17 protein-coding genes are annotated in these 17,297 nt (G+C 72.8%); 4 read left to right on the forward strand and 13 right to left on the reverse strand.

Annotated features, from left to right (window positions below; all coding sequences use genetic code 11):
* Nucleotides 1-28: 28 nt before the first annotated feature.
* Both ABD143_RS36590 and ABD143_RS36595 read left to right on the forward strand, forming a co-directional pair.
* Nucleotides 29-1,462, forward strand: coding sequence for a 3' terminal RNA ribose 2'-O-methyltransferase Hen1 (locus tag ABD143_RS36590; RefSeq protein ID WP_343988565.1), 1,434 nt, complete (start codon nucleotides 29-31; stop codon nucleotides 1,460-1,462).
* Nucleotides 1,459-3,996 (forward strand): polynucleotide kinase-phosphatase, encoded by a 2,538-nt coding sequence (locus ABD143_RS36595; protein WP_343987909.1) that lies wholly within the window; start codon nucleotides 1,459-1,461, stop codon nucleotides 3,994-3,996. Before ABD143_RS36590 ends, ABD143_RS36595 begins: the two co-directional genes overlap by 4 nt.
* Nucleotides 3,997-4,063: 67 nt before the next feature.
* On the opposite strand, the gene ABD143_RS36600 is transcribed toward ABD143_RS36595, so the two are convergent.
* The gene (locus ABD143_RS36600) at nucleotides 4,064-4,975 is read right to left on the reverse strand and encodes a TIGR03619 family F420-dependent LLM class oxidoreductase (protein ID WP_343987912.1); all 912 of its coding nucleotides are present in this window, start codon (nucleotides 4,973-4,975) and stop codon (nucleotides 4,064-4,066) included.
* Between the two features lie 70 nt (nucleotides 4,976-5,045).
* Here ABD143_RS36600 and ABD143_RS36605 point away from each other — a divergent pair, with 70 nt between their 5' ends.
* Nucleotides 5,046-5,936 carry a LysR family transcriptional regulator gene (locus ABD143_RS36605; protein ID WP_343987915.1) on the forward strand — a complete coding sequence of 297 codons (891 nt, stop codon included), beginning with the start codon at nucleotides 5,046-5,048 and terminating at the stop codon, nucleotides 5,934-5,936.
* A gap of 176 nt (nucleotides 5,937-6,112) precedes the next feature.
* On the opposite strand, the gene ABD143_RS36610 is transcribed toward ABD143_RS36605, so the two are convergent.
* From ABD143_RS36610 to ABD143_RS36635, 6 genes are all read right to left on the reverse strand, one after another.
* Nucleotides 6,113-6,991, reverse strand: a complete 879-nt coding sequence (locus tag ABD143_RS36610; protein WP_343987918.1) for a hypothetical protein — start codon at nucleotides 6,989-6,991, stop codon at nucleotides 6,113-6,115.
* A 115-nt stretch (nucleotides 6,992-7,106) separates the two neighbouring features.
* Nucleotides 7,107-8,000, reverse strand: coding sequence for an ABC transporter permease (locus ABD143_RS36615; protein ID WP_343987920.1), 894 nt, complete (start codon nucleotides 7,998-8,000; stop codon nucleotides 7,107-7,109).
* Nucleotides 7,987-8,775, reverse strand: a complete 789-nt coding sequence (locus ABD143_RS36620) for an ABC transporter ATP-binding protein (RefSeq protein ID WP_343987923.1) — start codon at nucleotides 8,773-8,775, stop codon at nucleotides 7,987-7,989. The genes ABD143_RS36615 and ABD143_RS36620 overlap by 14 nt, the downstream gene beginning before the upstream one ends.
* A complete protein-coding gene (locus ABD143_RS36625) occupies nucleotides 8,772-9,860 on the reverse strand; it encodes an ABC transporter substrate-binding protein (RefSeq protein WP_343987926.1) in 1,089 nt (362 codons plus the stop codon). The genes ABD143_RS36620 and ABD143_RS36625 overlap by 4 nt, the downstream gene beginning before the upstream one ends.
* Before the next feature lie 111 nt (nucleotides 9,861-9,971).
* Nucleotides 9,972-10,106 (reverse strand): hypothetical protein, encoded by a 135-nt coding sequence (locus tag ABD143_RS36630; RefSeq protein WP_343987929.1) that lies wholly within the window; start codon nucleotides 10,104-10,106, stop codon nucleotides 9,972-9,974.
* A 312-nt stretch (nucleotides 10,107-10,418) separates the two neighbouring features.
* Nucleotides 10,419-10,574 carry a transposase gene (locus tag ABD143_RS36635; protein ID WP_379659768.1) on the reverse strand — a complete coding sequence of 52 codons (156 nt, stop codon included), beginning with the start codon at nucleotides 10,572-10,574 and terminating at the stop codon, nucleotides 10,419-10,421.
* A gap of 78 nt (nucleotides 10,575-10,652) precedes the next feature.
* Between ABD143_RS36635 and ABD143_RS36640 the strand changes: the two genes are divergently transcribed.
* Nucleotides 10,653-11,624 carry an RNA-guided endonuclease InsQ/TnpB family protein gene (locus ABD143_RS36640; RefSeq protein WP_343987932.1) on the forward strand — a complete coding sequence of 324 codons (972 nt, stop codon included), beginning with the start codon at nucleotides 10,653-10,655 and terminating at the stop codon, nucleotides 11,622-11,624.
* A gap of 40 nt (nucleotides 11,625-11,664) precedes the next feature.
* Here the strand turns inward: ABD143_RS36640 and ABD143_RS36645 are convergent, their stop codons facing one another.
* From ABD143_RS36645 to ABD143_RS36670, 6 genes are read right to left on the reverse strand one after another with little or no spacing between them, the layout of a single operon-like run.
* A complete protein-coding gene (locus ABD143_RS36645; RefSeq protein WP_343987935.1) occupies nucleotides 11,665-13,401 on the reverse strand; it encodes a sulfatase-like hydrolase/transferase in 1,737 nt (578 codons plus the stop codon).
* A gap of 54 nt (nucleotides 13,402-13,455) precedes the next feature.
* Nucleotides 13,456-14,214 carry a sirohydrochlorin chelatase gene (locus tag ABD143_RS36650; protein WP_343987938.1) on the reverse strand — a complete coding sequence of 253 codons (759 nt, stop codon included), beginning with the start codon at nucleotides 14,212-14,214 and terminating at the stop codon, nucleotides 13,456-13,458.
* Nucleotides 14,215-14,226: 12 nt separating this feature from the next.
* Entirely contained in the window at nucleotides 14,227-15,507 is a 1,281-nt protein-coding gene (locus ABD143_RS36655) for a sulfate adenylyltransferase subunit 1 (protein WP_343987941.1), read from the reverse strand.
* On the reverse strand, nucleotides 15,507-16,430 hold the full coding sequence (gene cysD / locus ABD143_RS36660) for a sulfate adenylyltransferase subunit CysD (protein ID WP_343987945.1): 924 nt from the start codon (nucleotides 16,428-16,430) through the stop codon (nucleotides 15,507-15,509). Before cysD ends, ABD143_RS36655 begins: the two co-directional genes overlap by 1 nt.
* Entirely contained in the window at nucleotides 16,427-17,131 is a 705-nt protein-coding gene (locus ABD143_RS36665; RefSeq protein WP_343987948.1) for a phosphoadenylyl-sulfate reductase, read from the reverse strand. The genes cysD and ABD143_RS36665 overlap by 4 nt, the downstream gene beginning before the upstream one ends.
* On the reverse strand, nucleotides 17,128-17,295 hold the full coding sequence (locus ABD143_RS36670; RefSeq protein WP_343987951.1) for a PDDEXK family nuclease: 168 nt from the start codon (nucleotides 17,293-17,295) through the stop codon (nucleotides 17,128-17,130). The genes ABD143_RS36665 and ABD143_RS36670 overlap by 4 nt, the downstream gene beginning before the upstream one ends.
* Between the last annotated feature and the right edge of the window lie 2 nt (nucleotides 17,296-17,297).

A 17,297-nucleotide genomic window follows, 5' to 3' on the forward strand; every position in this document is an offset into this window, starting at 1 on the left:
TGTTCCCGTGCTCCGGCAGACTCAGGCCGTGCTGTTGACGTTGACGACCACCGCCGAGCCGGCCACGGACCTGGGCTTCCTGCTGCACAAGCACCCCGACCGGGCGCAGAGCTTCCCGGTGACGGCAGGCACCGCGCACGTGTTCTACCCACGCGCCGAGCCCGGCGAGTGCACGGCCGCGCTGCTGCTGGAGGTCGACCCGATCACGCTCGTGCGCGGCCGTTCCGACGCGTTCACGCTCGGCCAGTACGTCAACGACCGCCCCTACGCCGCCGGCTCGATGCTAGCGGTGGCGATCAGCTCGGTGTTCTCCTCCGCGATGAAGGGCCGCTGCGCCGCACGTCCTGAGCTGGCGGCCACGCCGATCCTGCTCACCGTCCGCATCCCGACGCTCTCCTGCCGGGGCGGCGATGACCTGGTGCGGCGCCTGTTCACCCCGCTCGGCTGGGACGTCTCGACCACCCCGGTGCCGCTGGATCCGCAGGTGCCCGATTGGGGGGACTCGCGCTACCTGGACACCGTGCTCACCGGCGAGCTGCTGCTCTCCGACGCGCTCACCCACCTCTACGTCCTGCTGCCCGTGCTCGACGGCGCCAAGCACTACTGGGTGGGCGAGGACGAGGTGGAGAAGCTCCTGCGCGCGGGTGCGGGCTGGCTCGCCGCGCACCCCGAGCGCGCCATGATCAGCGAGCGGTATCTGGCTCACCGCCGGGCCTACGTCGCCACAGCGCTGGAGCGGCTCGCCGACGCCGACGACACCGACGTCGATGCGCTCGCCGAGCCGGTGGTCGCCGTGCAGCCGGGGCGGCCGGAGCCGCTCGCGGTGCAGCGGCGGGTCGCGGTGCTCGCCGTGCTGCGCGCGAGTGGCGCCCGCCGGGTCCTCGACCTCGGCTGCGGTGGCGGCGCCTTGCTGCGGGATCTGCTGGCCGAGCCGTCGTTCACCGAGATCGTCGGGGTCGACGTCTCGGCGCGGGCGCTGGAGGTGGCCGCGCGCGGCCTGCAGCTCGACCGGATGGGCGAGCGGCAGCGCGAGCGGATCACGCTGCGGCAGTCCGCGCTGACCTACACCGACGCGAGCCTCGCAGGCTACGACGCGGCGGTGCTGATGGAGGTGATCGAGCACGTCGACGAGGAGCGGCTGCCCGCACTGGAGCAGGCCGTCTTCGGGGCCGCGCGGCCCGCCACGGTGGTCGTGACCACCCCGAACGTCGAGTACAACGTGCGGTTCGAGGCGCTCGAAGCAGGTCGAAGCCGGGGGATGGAAGCCGGCGGGGCGGGTAAGGGTAAGCGCCATGCCGACCATCGCTTCGAGTGGACGCGGGCGCAGTTCCGGGAGTGGGCCTCCGGCGTGGCCGGGCGGCGCGGGTACGCGGTGCGGTTCCTGCCTGTCGGCGCGGAGGACCCTGAGGTGGGCCCGCCGACCCAGCTGGCCGTGTTCGACCGGCAGGAGGTCGCGCGATGACGGTCCTGACGATCCCGGACATGGCGCTGGTGGTGCTCGTCGGGGTCTCCGGCTCCGGCAAGTCGACGTTCGCCCGCACGCACTTCGCGCCGACGCAGGTGCTCTCGAGCGACGCGTTCCGCGGCATGGTCGCCGACGACGAGAACGACCAGTCGGCCACCGGGCCGGCGTTCGAGGCGCTGCACTTCGTGGCGGGTAAGCGGCTGGCGGCAGGCCGCGTCACGGTGGTGGACGCCACCAACGTGCAGCGCGAGTCGCGGGCGCCGCTCGTCGCGCTCGCCCGCGAGCACGACGTGCTGCCGGTCGCGATCGTGCTGGACCTGCCCGAGGCACTCTGCCGCGAGCGGAACGACGCACGTCCGGACCGGGAGTTCGGGTCGCACGTGATCCGCCGCCAGCGCGGCGAGCTGCACCGCTCGCTGCGCAACCTGGCCAAGGAGGGCTTCCGCCGGGTGCACGTGCTGCGCACGCCGGAGGAGGTCGAGGCCGCGACGATCGAGGTCGAGCCGCTTCTCAATGACCGGCGCGGCGACACCGGCCCGTTCGACGTGATCGGCGACGTCCACGGCTGCCGATCGGAGCTGCAGACCCTGCTCGGCGAGCTGGGGTACGTGCTCACCCGTGACGCCGGAGGCCGCCCGGACGGCGCGCGGCACCCGGAAGGGCGGCGGGCGGCGTTCGTCGGCGACCTCGTCGACCGCGGCCCCGACACGCCCGGCGTGTTGCGACTGGTGATGGGCATGGTCGCCGCGGGCGACGCGATCTGCGTCTGCGGCAACCACGAGCAGAAGCTGGCGCGCGCGCTCTCCGGGCGCAACGTGCGGGTGACCCACGGGCTCGCCGAGTCACTGGCCCAGCTCGCCGCCGAGCCGGAGGAGTTCCGCAAGGAGGTGCTGTCCTTCTGCGACGGGCTGGTGGCGCACTACGTCCTCGACGGCGGGCGGCTCGTCATCGCGCACGCCGGGCTGCCGGAGCGCTACCACGGCCGGGCGTCCGGGAAGGTGCGCAGCTTCGCGCTCTACGGCGACACCACCGGCGAGACCGACGAGTACGGCCTCCCGGTGCGCTACCCGTGGGCCAACGACTACCGCGGCTCCGCCACAGTGCTCTACGGGCACACGCCCACCCCGGACGCCGAGTGGGTCAACGGCACGATGTGCCTGGACACCGGGGTCGTGTTCGGCGGGAAGCTCAGCGCGCTGCGCTACCCGGAGCGCGAGGTCGTCGCGGTGCCCGCCGAGCGCACCTGGTACGAGCCGAAGCGGCCGCTGGTGCCCGCGGCCCCGGCGCCCGTCACCCGCGAGCCGGACGTGCTCGACATCGGCGACGTCGCCGGCAAACGCCAGGTCGGCACCGGCCACCACGGCACGATCACGGTGCGGGCCGAGCAGGCAGCGGCCGCGCTGGAGGTCATGAGCCGGTTCGCCGTCGACCCGCGGTGGCTCGTCTACCTGCCGCCGACCATGGCGCCGACGGCCACCTCGGCGCGCGAGGGCGTGCTGGAGCACCCGGCCGAGGCGTTCGCCGGGTTCCGCACCGCCGGCGTGGAGGTGGTCGTGTGCGAGGAGAAGCACATGGGCTCGCGCGCCGTGGTCCTCGTGACCAGGGACGGGGGCGCGCGCAGGTTCGGGGTGGACGGGCCGGGAGTGGTCGTCACGCGCACCGGCCGCCAGTTCTTTCCGCAGGCGCTGACCGGTGACCTCCTGGCGTGCACGGGAGCCGCCATCACCGTCGCCGGGCTCTGGGAGGAGCTGGCGACGGACTGGCTGCTGCTCGACGCCGAGTTGCTGCCGTGGAGCGCCAAGGCGGGGCCGCTCGTCCGTGACCAGTACGCGTCGGTAGGCGCGGCCGCCGAGGCGGGCCTGACGGCGGCGGGCTCGGCGCTCGCCGCCGCGTCCGCCCGCGGTGTCGACGTCGCCGAGCTGGCGGCGCGCGTCACCTCCCGCACCGCAGACAGCCGGGCCTTCCGGGAGGTCTACCGGCGGTACTGCTGGCCCACCGACGGCCTGGCAGGTGTGCAGCTCGCGCCGTTCCAGGTGCTCGCGGCCGAAGGCGCCACCTTCCACGACCGCCCGCACGACTGGCACCTCGCCGTCGCCGACCGCCTGTGCGCGGCCGACCCCGTGCTCTTCCGCCGCACCCGCACGGCTGTCGTCGACACCACCGACGAGACCTCGGTCGCGGCGGGTACGTCCTGGTGGGAGGAGCTGACCGGGGCCGGCGGCGAGGGCATGGTCGTCAAGCCGATGGCGAACCTGGTGCGTGCCACCCGCGGCCTCGTGCAGCCGGGTGTGAAGGTGCGCGGGCGGGAGTACCTGCGGCTGATCTACGGGCTCGACTACACCGACCCCGCCCACCTCGACCGGCTGCGGCAGCGCAAGCTCGGCGTCAAACGCTCGCTCGCGCTCCGCGAGTACGCGCTGGGACTGGAGGGTCTGGAGCGGCTGGCCCGCGGCGAGCCACTGTGGCGCGTGCACGAGTGCGTGTTCGCGGTGCTGGCGCTGGAGTCGGAGCCGGTCGACCCGCGGCTCTGAGGGGCTGCGCTCACCCATCGCCCGTCGAAGGGGCGGCGGTGGCCAGGAGACCGGTGAGTGCGTGGAGCTACTTCACCGGGCCTACCGAGCTGAACCCCTCGCCGCGCCGTGAGTCGACGGAGGCATCGCTGGATGTTGCTCCCAGCTCCGCGGGGGCGTTGCGGGCCAGCAGGCGGTGCAGTGCCGGGGGGTCGGCGTCCGGGCGTGGCGCGATGATCAGCCGGTCGGCGCCTGCCTCGGCGTAAGCGGCCGCCGTGGCCGCGTCCACCGGCCGCTCGGGCGTGATGGAGATGTGCAGCGGGCGCTCCCGGCCCGCCTCGGCCGCCGCCTTGCGCAGCGCCGCCACGTGCTGGGCCGTCGACTCGGGGGAATGCATGTAGCCGTACCAGCCGTCGGCGTCGCGGGCCGCGCGCCGGTGCGCCGCCGCTGTGCGGCCGCCCACGACAACCGGCACCGGGCGCTGTGCCGGCCGCGGGTGGGCGTCGACGGCCGCGAACCGCACGTGTCGACCGGCGTACGCGGGGGCGTCCTGCGTCCAGAGCGCGCGCATGGCGGCGAGGTACTCGTCGGTGCGGGCGCCGCGCTCGGCCATCGGCACGCCGAGCGCCGTGAGCTCGGGTTCGAGATAGCCGGCGCCGATGCCGACGACGAGCCGCCCTCGCGACAGGACGTCCAGGGTGGCCAGTTGCTTGGCCAGGATGAGGGGGTTGCGCTGGGGCAGCACGAGCACGCCGGTGCCCAGCCGGACGTGTTCGGTGCGGGCCGCGAGGTGGGCGAGCAGGACCACGGGATCGAAGATCGGCTCGTCCGGCTCCATCGGCGAGGGCGGCACGCGCGGGCTCGGCACCACGACGTGTTCTCCCGCCCAGAGGGAGTCGTAGCCCAGCTCCTCGGCGTGCACCGCGACGTCGACGGCGGCGGCGGGATCGGACTGGACGTAGCGGTTGTGCAGGAACAGACCGATCGTCAAGGCGTTCACGCCTCTACGGTATGGAGCCGTGAGCCATGCGAATAGCGACAGCTTAACAGGGGAGCCATTCCGTCCGGGAATGGACGTGACCGACCTGCGGGTGTTCGCCGCCGTCGCCGAGCACGGGTCGTTCACCGCGGCTGCCGCGCGGCTGCGCTACACGCAGTCCGCCGTCTCCCGGCGCGTTGCGGCGCTGGAGCGGGCCGTGGGGGTGCCGCTGTTCCAGCGGGCCGCGCGCGGGGTGTGGCTCACCCCGGCGGGCGCCACGCTGCAGCAGCACGCGCTGACCGTCCTGCGTGCCGTGGACGACGCCGCGGCCGCGGTCGCGGCGGTGCGGTCGGGTTCGGCGGGTCCATTGCGGGTCGGCGCCGTCCCCACCGCCAACGCCGCGCTCGTGCCGCGTGCGCTGGCCCTCGTGGAGGAGCGCCTCCCGGAGATCGAGGTGCGGTTCCGGGAGGGCGGGAGCGTCGGGCTCGCGGCGGGCGTCGGGACCGGTGATCTCGACCTCGCCGTCGTCTTCGCCGCCCCGGTCGAGGCGCCGCCGCACGTGGAGCTGGTCGACCTGGTGCGCGACCCGCTGCTGGTGGCGATGCCCCGCGGCCACCGGCTCAGCGGCGCGCGGGAGGTGCACCTGGCCGACCTGGCGGACGAGCGGTGGGTGCAGGGTCCGCCGGACGTGGCCGACGAGCTCTTCGCCGCCGCGGACCCCGCGCCGCGGCACGTGTTCCGGGTGCGGGAGTGGACGGCCAAACAGGGTTTCGTCGCGGCGGGTCTCGGACTGACGGTGGTGGCGTCCCTCGCGGCCGACGGCGTGCGTCCCGACGTCGTGCTGCGCCCGTTGCGCGGTGCCGGCTCCGCCCGCCGGGTGGCGGCCGTGCTGCCGCGGGAGGCGAGCGCGGCCGCCAGAGGCTTCCTCGCCGTGCTGCAGGAGGTCGCGGCGGGACTGGGAGGACCGGCTGCGAGCCAGTGAGCCCCCGGTAGCTCTGCACACACATACGCGTCCACGTGGGGCGCGGGTGGGTCGTGAGAGTCGCGTCAGGGTCGATTGAGCTTGGGTTTGCGACGCTGGTGTTCAGCTCACGGGCGTGCGCGGTGCGTATGTGTGTGCAGAGCCTGGGCGCGGCCGGTAGTGGCGCAGGCTCGCGGCTACGACTCGAAGAAGGACCGCAGCTCCGGCCGGGTGACGTTCTTGTCGCCCGTGATCACGTAGTAGTCCATGCCGGCGTCGGACACGTCGCCGTTGCCGAGCAGGTCGATCCGGGAGTACAGCCACTCCATGTCGTCGCCGCCGTCCTTCAGGTAGTCCCAGTCGGACATGTCGGTCTCGCCGAGGTTGCTGTTCTGGTCCGGGATCCGGACCTTCTGGCAGCCCAGGTCGATGAGGTCGTCGTAGGTGTGGCCGCCGTGGTCGTCGTGCCCATGGGTCTCGTTCCACTTGCCGTGGGAGAGGCACTTGACGCTCTTGCGGGCCTGCGGGTCGGCGGCGGAGAGGCCCATCCAGGCGGTCTCCATGGGTCCGGCGAGCAAGAGCCACAGCTCGTCGTCGGGGGTGGAGCGGTTGATCTCGGCGGCGAGGTTCTCGGTACCGGCGGCGAGTTCGTCGGGGTTGGTGGCGTCGTAGAAGCGGGAGGTGTCGAACCCGAACCGCTCGCCGCCTTCCATGACGCTCTCGGTCATGTTCCGGCGGTGCCGCTCCTCGGAGTCCCAGATGTGGTTGTTGTAGTCGTAGTGCACGACGTTGGCCTGCAGGCCCCCGTGGGCCAGGATCGCGAGGCCCATCGCGGCACCCGCCCAGTCGTCCTCGTCGTGCTGGTTGCCGTCCGACGACAGCGCGATGCGCCGGGCACCGTCGAAGAGCGTGCGCATCTCAGGGGCGGCCCCCGGCGCGGGCGTGGAGGTTCCGGGGACAGGTGCGGCGCCCGGGGAACAGGCCAGCAGCGTGCCGGCGGCCAGCAGCGCGGAGACGAAGCCCAGGGCCGTACCGACCGTCTTGCGCGCCGACCACGACCGGTCCGGTCCACCCAATGCATGCTCCCGTTCCCGGCGATCACTGGTCGTCGGAAGCGATATCGAAACACACCCCGGCGCGGTGACCGCACGCACTCCCGCCCGATCGGGGGCACGCGCGGACGGCGCGGGCTCAGGCTGCCGTGGCGAGACCGCGGGTACGCAGGACCCGGCGCTCGAGCGGCCGGAACACCAGCAGCTCGATCCCGACGCCGACCAGAAGGATCAGCAGGATCGCGGCGATGACCCCGGGCATGCTGTTGAAGTCGCTGCCTTCCTTGAGGTACGCGCCGAGCCCGATGCCCAGCTGCGGAGAGGTCGCGATGATCTCCGCGGCCATGAGGGACCGCCAGGCGAACGCCCATCCCTGCTTGCACCCTGCGATGTAGCCGGGCAGCGCCGCGGGCAGCAGGATCAGCCGCGCCGCGTCGATCCGGCTCGCGCCCATCACCTGCCCGACGCGCGGGAGGATCGGCGGCACCTGTTCGATGCCGGAGACGAGGCCGTTGGCGATCGACGGGACCGCGCCGAGCAGCACGACGAAGTAGATCGTGGCGTCGGTCAACCCGAACCACAGCACGGCGGCGGGCACCCACGCGACGGACGGGAGGCTCTGCATCCCCGCGAGGAGCGGCCCGATCGCGGCCCGCACGACGGGGACCTTCGCGACGAGCAGCCCGAGCGGCGTGGCAATCACAACGGACGTGAGGAAGCCCAGCACCGCGCGGTGCACGGAGATCCACACGATCTCCCAGATCCGGCCGTCGGCGACTGTGCCGGCGAACTCCTGCCAGACCGCGAGCGGTGCCGGCAGCTGGTACTCGGGGTAGATGGCCGACGCCCACACCGCCTGCCAGACACCGATGAACAGCGCGAGCGCGACGAGCGGGGGCAGCCCCGTGCGCAGCACCCGGCGCAACACCGGGGTGCGTTCGACTGTCGGGGTGTCGAGCGCGTCCAGACCGGCGCCCATCGCGGCCGTGTCGGCCGCGCCGCCGGAGGTGGAGAGGACCTCAGGCGCGGGCATGCGTGGAGATCACCTCCCTCAGCCTGCCGGTGATCTCCTCGGTCAGCTGCTCGCGGTCGGCCCCGTCCGCGTCGAGGTTCCACTCGCGGACCACGGTGCCGGGCCGCGACGACAGCAGCACGACCCGCTGGCCGAGGCGCACCGCTTCGCGGACGTCGTGGGTCACGAACAGCACCGCGGTCTGCGTCGCCTTCCAGATGCGCTGCAGCTCGCCCTGCAGGAAGTCGCGGGTGATGGCGTCCAGCGCCGCGAACGGCTCGTCCATCAGCAGGAGGCCGCCTTCGCTGCCGTCCCCGGCGGACGTGGCCGCGAGCGCGCGGGCGAGCGCGACGCGCTGCCGCATGCCACCGGACAGCTCGTGCGGCCGCTTGCGGGCCTGCCCGCCCAGCCGCACGAGGTCGAGCAGCTCCGTCGCGCGGGCCCGGCGGGCGCTGCGACCCACCCCGGACAGCCGCAGCGGCAGCTCGACGTTGCGCACGGCGTCCAGCCACGGGAGCAGCGCGGGCTCCTGGAACATGACGGCCGGGCGGCTGCTGTCGACGGTGACGGCTCCCGAGCTGGGACGGTCCAGCCCGGCCACGAGGTTGAGGAGCGTCGTCTTGCCGCATCCCGAGGCGCCGAGGAGCACGACGAACTCGCCGGGCCGCACGCGCAGGTCGACGCCGGTGAGCGCGGTGACCGCCTCGGGCCCGTGGCCGAAGACCTTGCTCACGCCGCGCAGCTCGACGGCGGCGCCGTGCTGTGTGCCGACGCGACGATCGACGGTGGCGGTCATGAGTTGCCTCCGGGCTTGTCGAGTCCTGCGGCGTCAACGGTGGGACGGCCGGCGGCCTGCAGCTCGGTGTTGAGCGGGCCGACGTCGAGCAGGCCGTGCAGGTCGGTGGGCTTGTCCGTGATGCCTGCCGTGGCGCTGTCCTGCGCGAGCTGCGGGAACGTCGAGGCCAGCGGGTCGGGGCCGAGCGTGATGTTCTCGAAGGCGCGGTCGATCACCGGCTGGGCGAGGGCGTTGCCGGTGAGCTTCTCGAGCCCGGCGTTGACGATCGTCTTGGCCTGGGCCGGGTCCGAGGCGGCGAGGTCGAGGGCCTTCAGGTGCCCGCGCAGGATCGCGCGCACCGTCTCCGGGTACTGCTGGAGGAACGCGGTACGGACCAGCACCACGGTGGTGGGGAACTGCCCGTTCGGCCAGAGGCTCCGCTCGTCGAGAAGGACGCTCGCGCCGGCGTCGAGCACGAGGCGCGAGCTCCACGGCTCCGGCAGCCAGCCACCGTCGACACTGCCCTGGCGGAACGCGTCGAGCGTGCGGGGGTTGTCCAGGTTCGCGATCTTCACGTCGTTGGGGCCGTCGCCGGCCGTGAGGCCGTGCTCCGACAGCCACTTCTTCAACGCGATGTCCTGGGTGTTGCCGAGCTGCGGGGTGGCGATCGTCTTGCCCCGCAGCTGCTCGGGGCTCGTGATGCCGGGACGCACGACGAGCTGGGCGCCGCCCTCGGTGGCCCCGGCGACGAGCCGCACGGCATCCCCGTTGGACTTCGCGAAGGCGTTGATGGCCGGGCCGGATCCGATGTAGGTGATGTCGAGGGAGCCGCCGAGGAGGGCGTTGACGGCATCGCCGCCGGCGTTGAAGGTCTGCGGAGTCAGGGTCGTGGAGCCGAGCTCGGCGGTGAACAGGCCCTGTTCGATGCCGATGATGGCCGGGGCGTGCGTGACGTTGGGGAAGTACCCCAGCCGCACCTCCGGCGCCGTGCCACCGTTGACCGGGGCGGCGGTGTCAGTGGGAGAGGGCTCTGCCCGGGAGCAGGCCGCGACGGCGAGGAGCGCGGCGAGGGCGACGATCAGTGCATGGGCTCGGAGCCGAGGCATCGGGAGTGGTCCTGTTCTGAGGCGGCGTGCCGGGTGCGGGCCAGCGGGCACCGCGGCGCGGCAACGGGCGCGCTTACAGCGCGTACACCGGCCGGGGTGCGGTGCGGGGGTTCAGCGACAGAACTCGTCGTAGGCGTGGCCGCGGCGCGACGGCCAGTACCACTCGAGGTCCATCCCGAGGAATGCCCTCATCGCCGCGCCGGGCACACGCCGGAGGCCGGCGGGCAGCTGCGCGGTCGTGGGCACCGCACCATCGTGCGCGGCCGGTTCCCGCAGGACAACCAGGTGTCCGCGCTGCGGGACGCGCGCGAAATGTCCGGACGTCTGGCCGGACCACGGCAGCGGGCGGCAAGGGTCCGGACAATTGCGAGTCGGCGTGACCAGAACCACCCCCCGGGATCGCGTACGAAGCGAGAGAACCACGTCGACCACGAGTTCGCGCGGGGCGACGACGACGTCGCCGAGGCCGAGGAGAGCTACCGAGATGTGGGCTAGTGCACCGCCCTTCAGGGCGGTGGTGAAGACCCGCGCGGGAGTCCGCGCAGCGGGCGAGCGTGCCTAGGCCGGCCGTTCTTGCTGCTCGATGTACTGCCGCACAATCGACAGCGGCGCCCCGCCGACCGAGCCAGCGAAGTACGACCCGGACCACAGTCGCTGAGCGCGCCAGTAGTGCCGCGCGAGGTCGGGGAACTCCTGCCGCATGGAAGAGGTCATGCGGGCAGTGTGCGACGACTTCGAGGTGCAACTTGTCGAGTTCAACGGCGAGGCCAATGGCTCGCCGAGGTGAGCGCGGTGGTCCTGCAGCAGGCGTTGGCCGATGCGAACTCCGCGTACCGCAACTTCTTCGCCTCGATGTCCGGCAAGCGCGCCGGACGCCGGGTCGGGGCACCGCGGTTCCGGTCACGGAAGGACTCCCGGCAGGCGATCCGCTTCACCCGAGCCGCGCGGTTCCGGGTCACCGATGCCGGTCGGCTGCGGCTGCCCGGCATCGGCGACGTCGCGGTCCGGTGGTCGCGTGAGCTGCCGGGCGACGCGTCGAGTGTGACCGTGACGGTGGACGCCACCGGCCGGTACCACGCCTCGTTCGTCGTGGAGGTGGCTGACCAGCCGCTCCCGGTCGTCGAGCGCGAGGTCGGGATCGACCTCGGGTTGGAGTCGTTCGCGGTGCTCTCGGACGGCCGGAAGATCGCCAACCCGAGGTTCGCCCGCAAGGCCGCGCGGAAGTTTCGCCGGGCTCAGCGGGCGCTCGCTCGCAAGGAGAAGGGCTCGGCGAACCGTCGCAAGGCCGTCCGCTGGGTCGCACGGCAGCATGCCCGGGTGGCCGACATCCGGCGGGATTGGCTGCACAAGGCGTCCACCACGATCATCCGCGATAACCAAGCGGTCTATGTGGAAGACCTCGCCGTGTCCGGCCTCGCTCGCACCCGTCTGGCCCGCTCGGTGCACGACGCCGGGTGGTCGACATTCGTGGCCATGCTGGAGTACAAGTCAGCCCGTCACGGGCGCACGTTCGGGAAGGTGGACCGCTGGTTCCCCTCCACCCGGGCGTGTTCGACGTGCGGCGCCATCGGGGACAAGAAGGCCCTGCACGTCCGCACCTGGACATGCCCGTGCGGCGCGGTCCACGACCGCGATCACAACGCCGCGATCAACATCCTGGCCGCCGGACGGGCGGACAGGTCAACGCCTGTGGAGACGACCTCAGACCTCGGCTTGCCGGGGCAGTCGTCCCTGAAGCAGGAACCCGCCGGGAGCGCTGCATGAGCGCAGACCGGAATCCCCGCCCTTCAGGGCGGGGAGGACGTCAACGTCCGAACGCGGTCAGGAACCGGTCACGGAAGGACTCCATGGGCCAGACGGGGGCCTCCGCGTCCGGCCGCAGGCCGTCCTGCCACCCCCATCCGGCGATGCGGTCCAGGACGGCCGGGTCGCGGGCGACGATGGTGATCGGGACGTCCCTGCCGGCGTTCTCCCCGGTGACGAACGGGGCGGGCTGGTGGTCGCCGAGGAAGACGAGCACCAGGTTGTCATCGCCGTAGGTCTCCACGTACGAGATGAGGGTGGACAGCGAGTACTCGGTGGATCGGCGGTACCCGTCGCGCATGCGGGCGGGGTCGCTCTCGACGACCTGCTCGGGATCGCTCTGCCCGGCTCCGGGGCGGTCGAACACCGACCCGTCGCCGACGGCGTCCCAGGGGAGGAGCCGCGGGACCTCCGCCCATGGCCAGTGGCTGGACACGAGGGGGATCTCTGCCATGATCGGCCCTCGGTCCGGCTTGCCGCGCTCGGTCTGCTCGAAGGCGGACAGGGTGTACTGGTCGGGGGTCTGAAAGCCGGAATAGACCTGGGAACGGTTGCCGAGGTTCCCGGAGTCGTAGGACCGGTCGAATCCGTAGAACTTCCCCTCGGGCCAGGGACCGGCGCTCGACGGCATGACCGAGACGGTCTGCCAGCCGGCGCGCTGGAACGCGCTCGTGAGCGTCAGTCGGTCGCTCGTGACGAGCTTGTCGAAGGTGTGCTGGTTGGTGACCCGCAGCCCCGAGAGCAGCGTGGCGTGGGCCAGCCAGCTGCCACCGCCGGTCACCGACGATGTGAGGAAGGCGCTGCGCGCTGCGAAGCCGTCCGCGGCCAGCCTGCGGGTCCCCTCGTCGAGGACCGCGTCGACCGTCGGCGCGAACTCCGGGTCCTCCACTGCGGAGCGCCCGTAGCTCTCGACGTAGGTGAGGACGACGTCCTTGCCGCGCAGCGCCGTCAACAGGTCCGTGCTCGGGGTGCCGCGGAATGCGTCCGCGGCCGCCTGTTCGTCGAAGATCTGCTGGTCCCGCAGGCTCGTGGACACCTGCTGGGCCGTCTGGACGGCCATCGCGGCGGCGCTCCTCGACGCGACCGGTACGGGCGCGACGACCTGCGCGCCGAGCGCGAAACACACGAGCCAGGCGGCGCTGACCACGGCGACGGCCCGGATCGCGGCCGTGCGGCGCCGGGCGGCGAGATCGGCCAGGTGGCGCACGGACAGTGCCAGGAGGAGGACGAGGACAGCGGCGCCGGCAACCGCGCCGACGGCGGCGCCCACCGCGCCGGCCCGCCCCAGCGAGCCCTCGAGCAGCGTCACGACGCTGGCCAGCTGAGACCAGTCGAAGAGCGGGTCGAACGGCCGCGCGAGAACCTCGAGGAAGCCCATCTCCAGGACGTGGAGAAGGGTCAGGAGACCCAGAAGTGCCCCCGCGACGATCGCGACCACCCGGCGCGCGCGCGGTGGCAGGACGAGCAGGAGCGCAACACCGACCAGCGCCTCCACCGGGATCCGCAGCAGCGCGAGTGGGGTGACCTCCGCGACCTCGCGGGGCGCGACGAGAGCGACGAACACCAGCGCGCCGGCTAGGCAGGTGACGATCCACCCGACCGCGGGCCGGCGTGGCCGACGCTCACGAGCTGCGGTGTCGTCCTTGGACGTGTCGGACTCGTCGTTCTCGCCCGGCACGCGCGATCCCCTGCGCAGCAGCACACTCATCAGCACGGCCCGGGGGCGGCCGGGGTTCACCCGAGATCCGACGGAGGACGACGGTCCCACGGAGCGGGACGGTGGCTCGGTGGCTCAGGCCGCCGACGCGGCGAGCGAGCGCTTGACGGACGCGTAGCGGTCCAGCACCGCCTCCGCGACAGCCGGGTCGGGCCCGAGTGGATCGGCGACGTGGGCTCCCGCCGCGATGGCGTCCCGGACGATCCGGTCCGGGAGCAGCCCGGGTGCCAGGACCCACTGCGCCACGGCCACCCTCCTCGCCCCGCGGGCGCGCAGGGCCGCCACCGCGTCGGTAACGGTCGGGGTCGTTGCGGTGGCGAAGGCAGCGGTCGCGCAGCTCCAGCCGAAGCGGCCCTGCCACGTGGCGGCGACCTCGGCGACGGCCGCGTTGGCCGGGCGGTGTGAGGAGCCGATCGCGGCGAGCACGACGCCGAGCCCCGGGTCGTCGAGGGGACCTGCGACGGCGGCCAGCCGCCGCAGCGCGGCCGTGCCGAGACCGTCATGACCCCCGAGAACGGGTGCGATGGCGATGTCCAGTCCTGGCAACCGCTGCCCGGCTGCGGAGACGGCCTCCGGCACGTCCACCCGTGCGTGGTAGGCGCGCCCGAGCAGCAGGGGCACCACGACGGCGCTGCGGTGCCCGTCGGCGGCCACGGTCGCCAGCACGTCCGGGAGCCGGGGTGCGGACAGGTCGAGGAAGCTCACCCGAACGTCCAGGTCGGGGCGCTGCCTGCGGACCTCCTCGGCGAGCGCCGTCACCGCGGCGGCCGAGCGTGGGTCCCGGCTGCCGTGCGCGACGGCGACCAGCGCGGGGCTCACGAGGGCGGGGCTCACGATGGCCACCGGCTACCGGACCAGCGCCAGCGGGGCACCCACCAGCCCCGCGGCCAGCGTGTTGCCGGTGGGGGGGTCGATGAGTAGGAAGCTCCCCGTGGCGCGGACGTCGGCGTACGAGTCGACCGGCAGGGGGTCGGCCGTGCGCAGCGTCGCGTGCGCGATGTCGTTGATGGCGAGCTGCTCAGGGGTGTCGGTGAACCCGGGGGTGTCGCCCTCGAACGACAGCCGCTCGCCCAGCGCCCCGACGATCACCTGAGTGGTGCGGGTGCCGTGCTTGAGCAGGAGCCGGGCGCCCGGCCGCAGCGGTTTCTCGGCCAGCCAGCAGAGCGTGGCCTCGATCTCGTCGGTGACCTGCGGCGGCTGGGCCGCCGACGCGATCACGTCGCCGCGGGAGATGTCGATGTCGTCGGCCAGCAGCACCGTGACGCTGCGCCCGGCGCCCGCCGACTCCAGCGGCCCGTCGGCCGTCTCGACCGCCGACACCGTGGTGCGGACACCCGACGGCAGCACCACGACCTCGTCGCCCGGCCCGACCGTTCCCGCCGCGACCTGGCCAGCGTAACCGCGGTAGTCGTGCAGCTCCTCGGTTCGGGGCCGGATCACATACTGCACCGGCATCCGGAACGGCGCCGCCACATCGGGGCCGGTGACGGGCACCGACTCCAGGTGCCCGAGCAGCGTCGGGCCGGTGTACCAGGGGGTGTGCTCGGAGCGGTCGACGACGTTGTCGCCGACCAGCGCGGACACCGGGATCGTCACAACGGCCTCGTCCGCGAAACCGAGCGAGCGGGCGAGCCCGGCGAAGTCCTTCGCGATGGCGGCGAGCACGGCCTCGTCGTAGCCGACGAGGTCGATCTTGTTGATCGCCAGCACCAGCCGGGGCACCCGCAGCAGCGCCAGCACGGCTGCGTGCCGCCTGGTCTGCTCCACGACGCCGTGGCGGGCGTCGACGAGCAGCACGGCCAGCTCCGCCGTGGAGGCGCCGGTGACGGTGTTGCGAGTGTACTGCACGTGGCCGGGCGTGTCGGCGAGCACGAACTCGCGGGTGGGCGTGCCGAAGTAGCGGTAGGCGACGTCGATCGTGATGCCCTGCTCGCGCTCCGCGCGCAGGCCGTCGACCAGCAGCGACAGGTCCGGCGTCGACAGGCCCTTGTCGACCGAGGCGCGCTGCACGGCCTCGATCTGGTCGGCGAGCACCGACTTGGTGTCGTAGAGCAGCCGCCCCACGAGCGTGGACTTGCCGTCGTCGACGCTCCCCGCGGTGGCGAAGCGGAGGAGATCCTTAGGCATCAGAAGTAGCCCTCGCGCTTCCGGTCTTCCATAGCGGCCTCGGACAGCCGGTCGTCGGCGCGCGTGGCACCGCGCTCGGTGAGCCGCGACGCCGTGACCTCGGCGATCACCTCATCAAGCGTGGTGGCGGTGCTCTCGACGGCTCCGGTGCACGACCCGTCGCCCACGGTGCGGTAGCGCACGGACCTGGCCTCGAGCGCCTCGGCGCCGCGCGGCCCGCCCCACGGGCCCTCGGCGAGCCACATCCCGTCGCGCCGGAAGACCTCGCGCTCGTGCGCGAAGTAGATCGACGGCAGCTCGATGCCCTCGCGCTGGATGTAGCGCCAGACGTCCAGCTCGGTCCAGTTGGAGATCGGGAACACCCGCACGTGCTCTCCCGGCGCGTGCCGGCCGTTGTAGAGGTTCCACAGCTCAGGGCGCTGCTTGCGCGGGTCCCAGCGCCCGAACGCGTCGCGCAGCGAGATGATCCGCTCCTTGGCGCGGGCGCGTTCCTCGTCGCGGCGCCCGCCGCCGAACACGGCGTCGAACTTGTGCTCGACGATCGAGTCGAGCAGCGGCACGGTCTGCAGCGGGTTGCGGGTTCCGTCGGGGCGTTCGGTGAGGCGCCCGTCGTCGATCCAGTCCTGGACGTGCGCCACCTCCAGCCGCAGGCCCAGGCGCTCGACGAGCCGGTCGCGGAAGTCGATGACCTCCGGGTAGTTGTGCCCGGTGTCGACGTGCAGCAGCGGGAACGGCACCGGCGCGGGTGCGAACGCCTTGACGGCGAGGTGCACCAGCAGCGTGGAGTCCTTGCCGCCGGAGAAGAGGATCACCGGCCGGTCGAACTCGCCCGCGACCTCGCGGAAGATGTGGATGGACTCCGACTCCAGCGCGTCGAGCGCGTCCAGGGCGGCGGCCGCAGGGGACGGAAGCGTGGCCGTCATGAGACGTGCAACCCGCACTCGATCTTGCCGGTGCCCGCCCAGCGCCCGGAGCGCTTGTCGGCTCCGGGCAGCGGCTTCGCCGTGCAGGGCGCGCACCCGATCGAGGGGTAACCCTCGCTGACCAGCGGGTTCACCAGGATCCCGTGCTCGGCGATGTAGGCGTCCATCTCGTCGTCGCTCCAGGCGGCGATCGGGTTGACCTTCACCAGCCCGAACTTCTCGTCGTACGTGACGAGGGGTGTGTTGGCCCTGGTCGGCGCCTCGACACGGCGAACGCCGGTGACCCAGCCGTCGTAGCCGGCCAGCGTGTTCTGCAGCGGGGCGACCTTGCGCAGGGCGCAGCACTGGTTGGGGTCGCGGGCGAAGAGGTCCTTGCCCAGAAGCGAGTCCTGCTCCGCCACGGTGTGCTCGGGTGTCGCGTTGACGATGTTCACGTCGTAGACGGTGCCGACGGCGTCGCGCGTGCCGATCGTCTCCGCGAAGTGGTAGCCGGTCTCGAGGAACAGCACGTCCACGCCCGGACTCGCCGTGGCGGCCAGGTCGACGAGCACCGCGTCCTGCATGTTCGACGCCACGATCAGCCGGTCACCGAACGTATCGGCAGCCCAGGCGAGCACCTGCTGCGCCGAGGCGTCCTGGCCGAGCTCGGCGGCACCGCGCTCGGCGATCGCGCGCAGATCGGTCTCAGTTGCCACACTCATCGAGAAACCTCCGGAACCCCGATACCGATCATCTTCAGCGAGAACGTCCGCAGGCAGGCCGCGCAGTACCAGGCGCCGTGGGGCACCCTGTCGGTCTGCTCTGCGGGGCGCAGGTCCTCCTCGCCGCAGTACGGGCAGTAGAAGGGGACGGCGCGCTCAGACATGA

Origin of the sequence: Pseudonocardia aurantiaca, from assembly GCF_039526725.1 — a bacterium.
GTDB lineage: Bacteria > Actinomycetota > Actinomycetes > Mycobacteriales > Pseudonocardiaceae > Pseudonocardia > Pseudonocardia aurantiaca.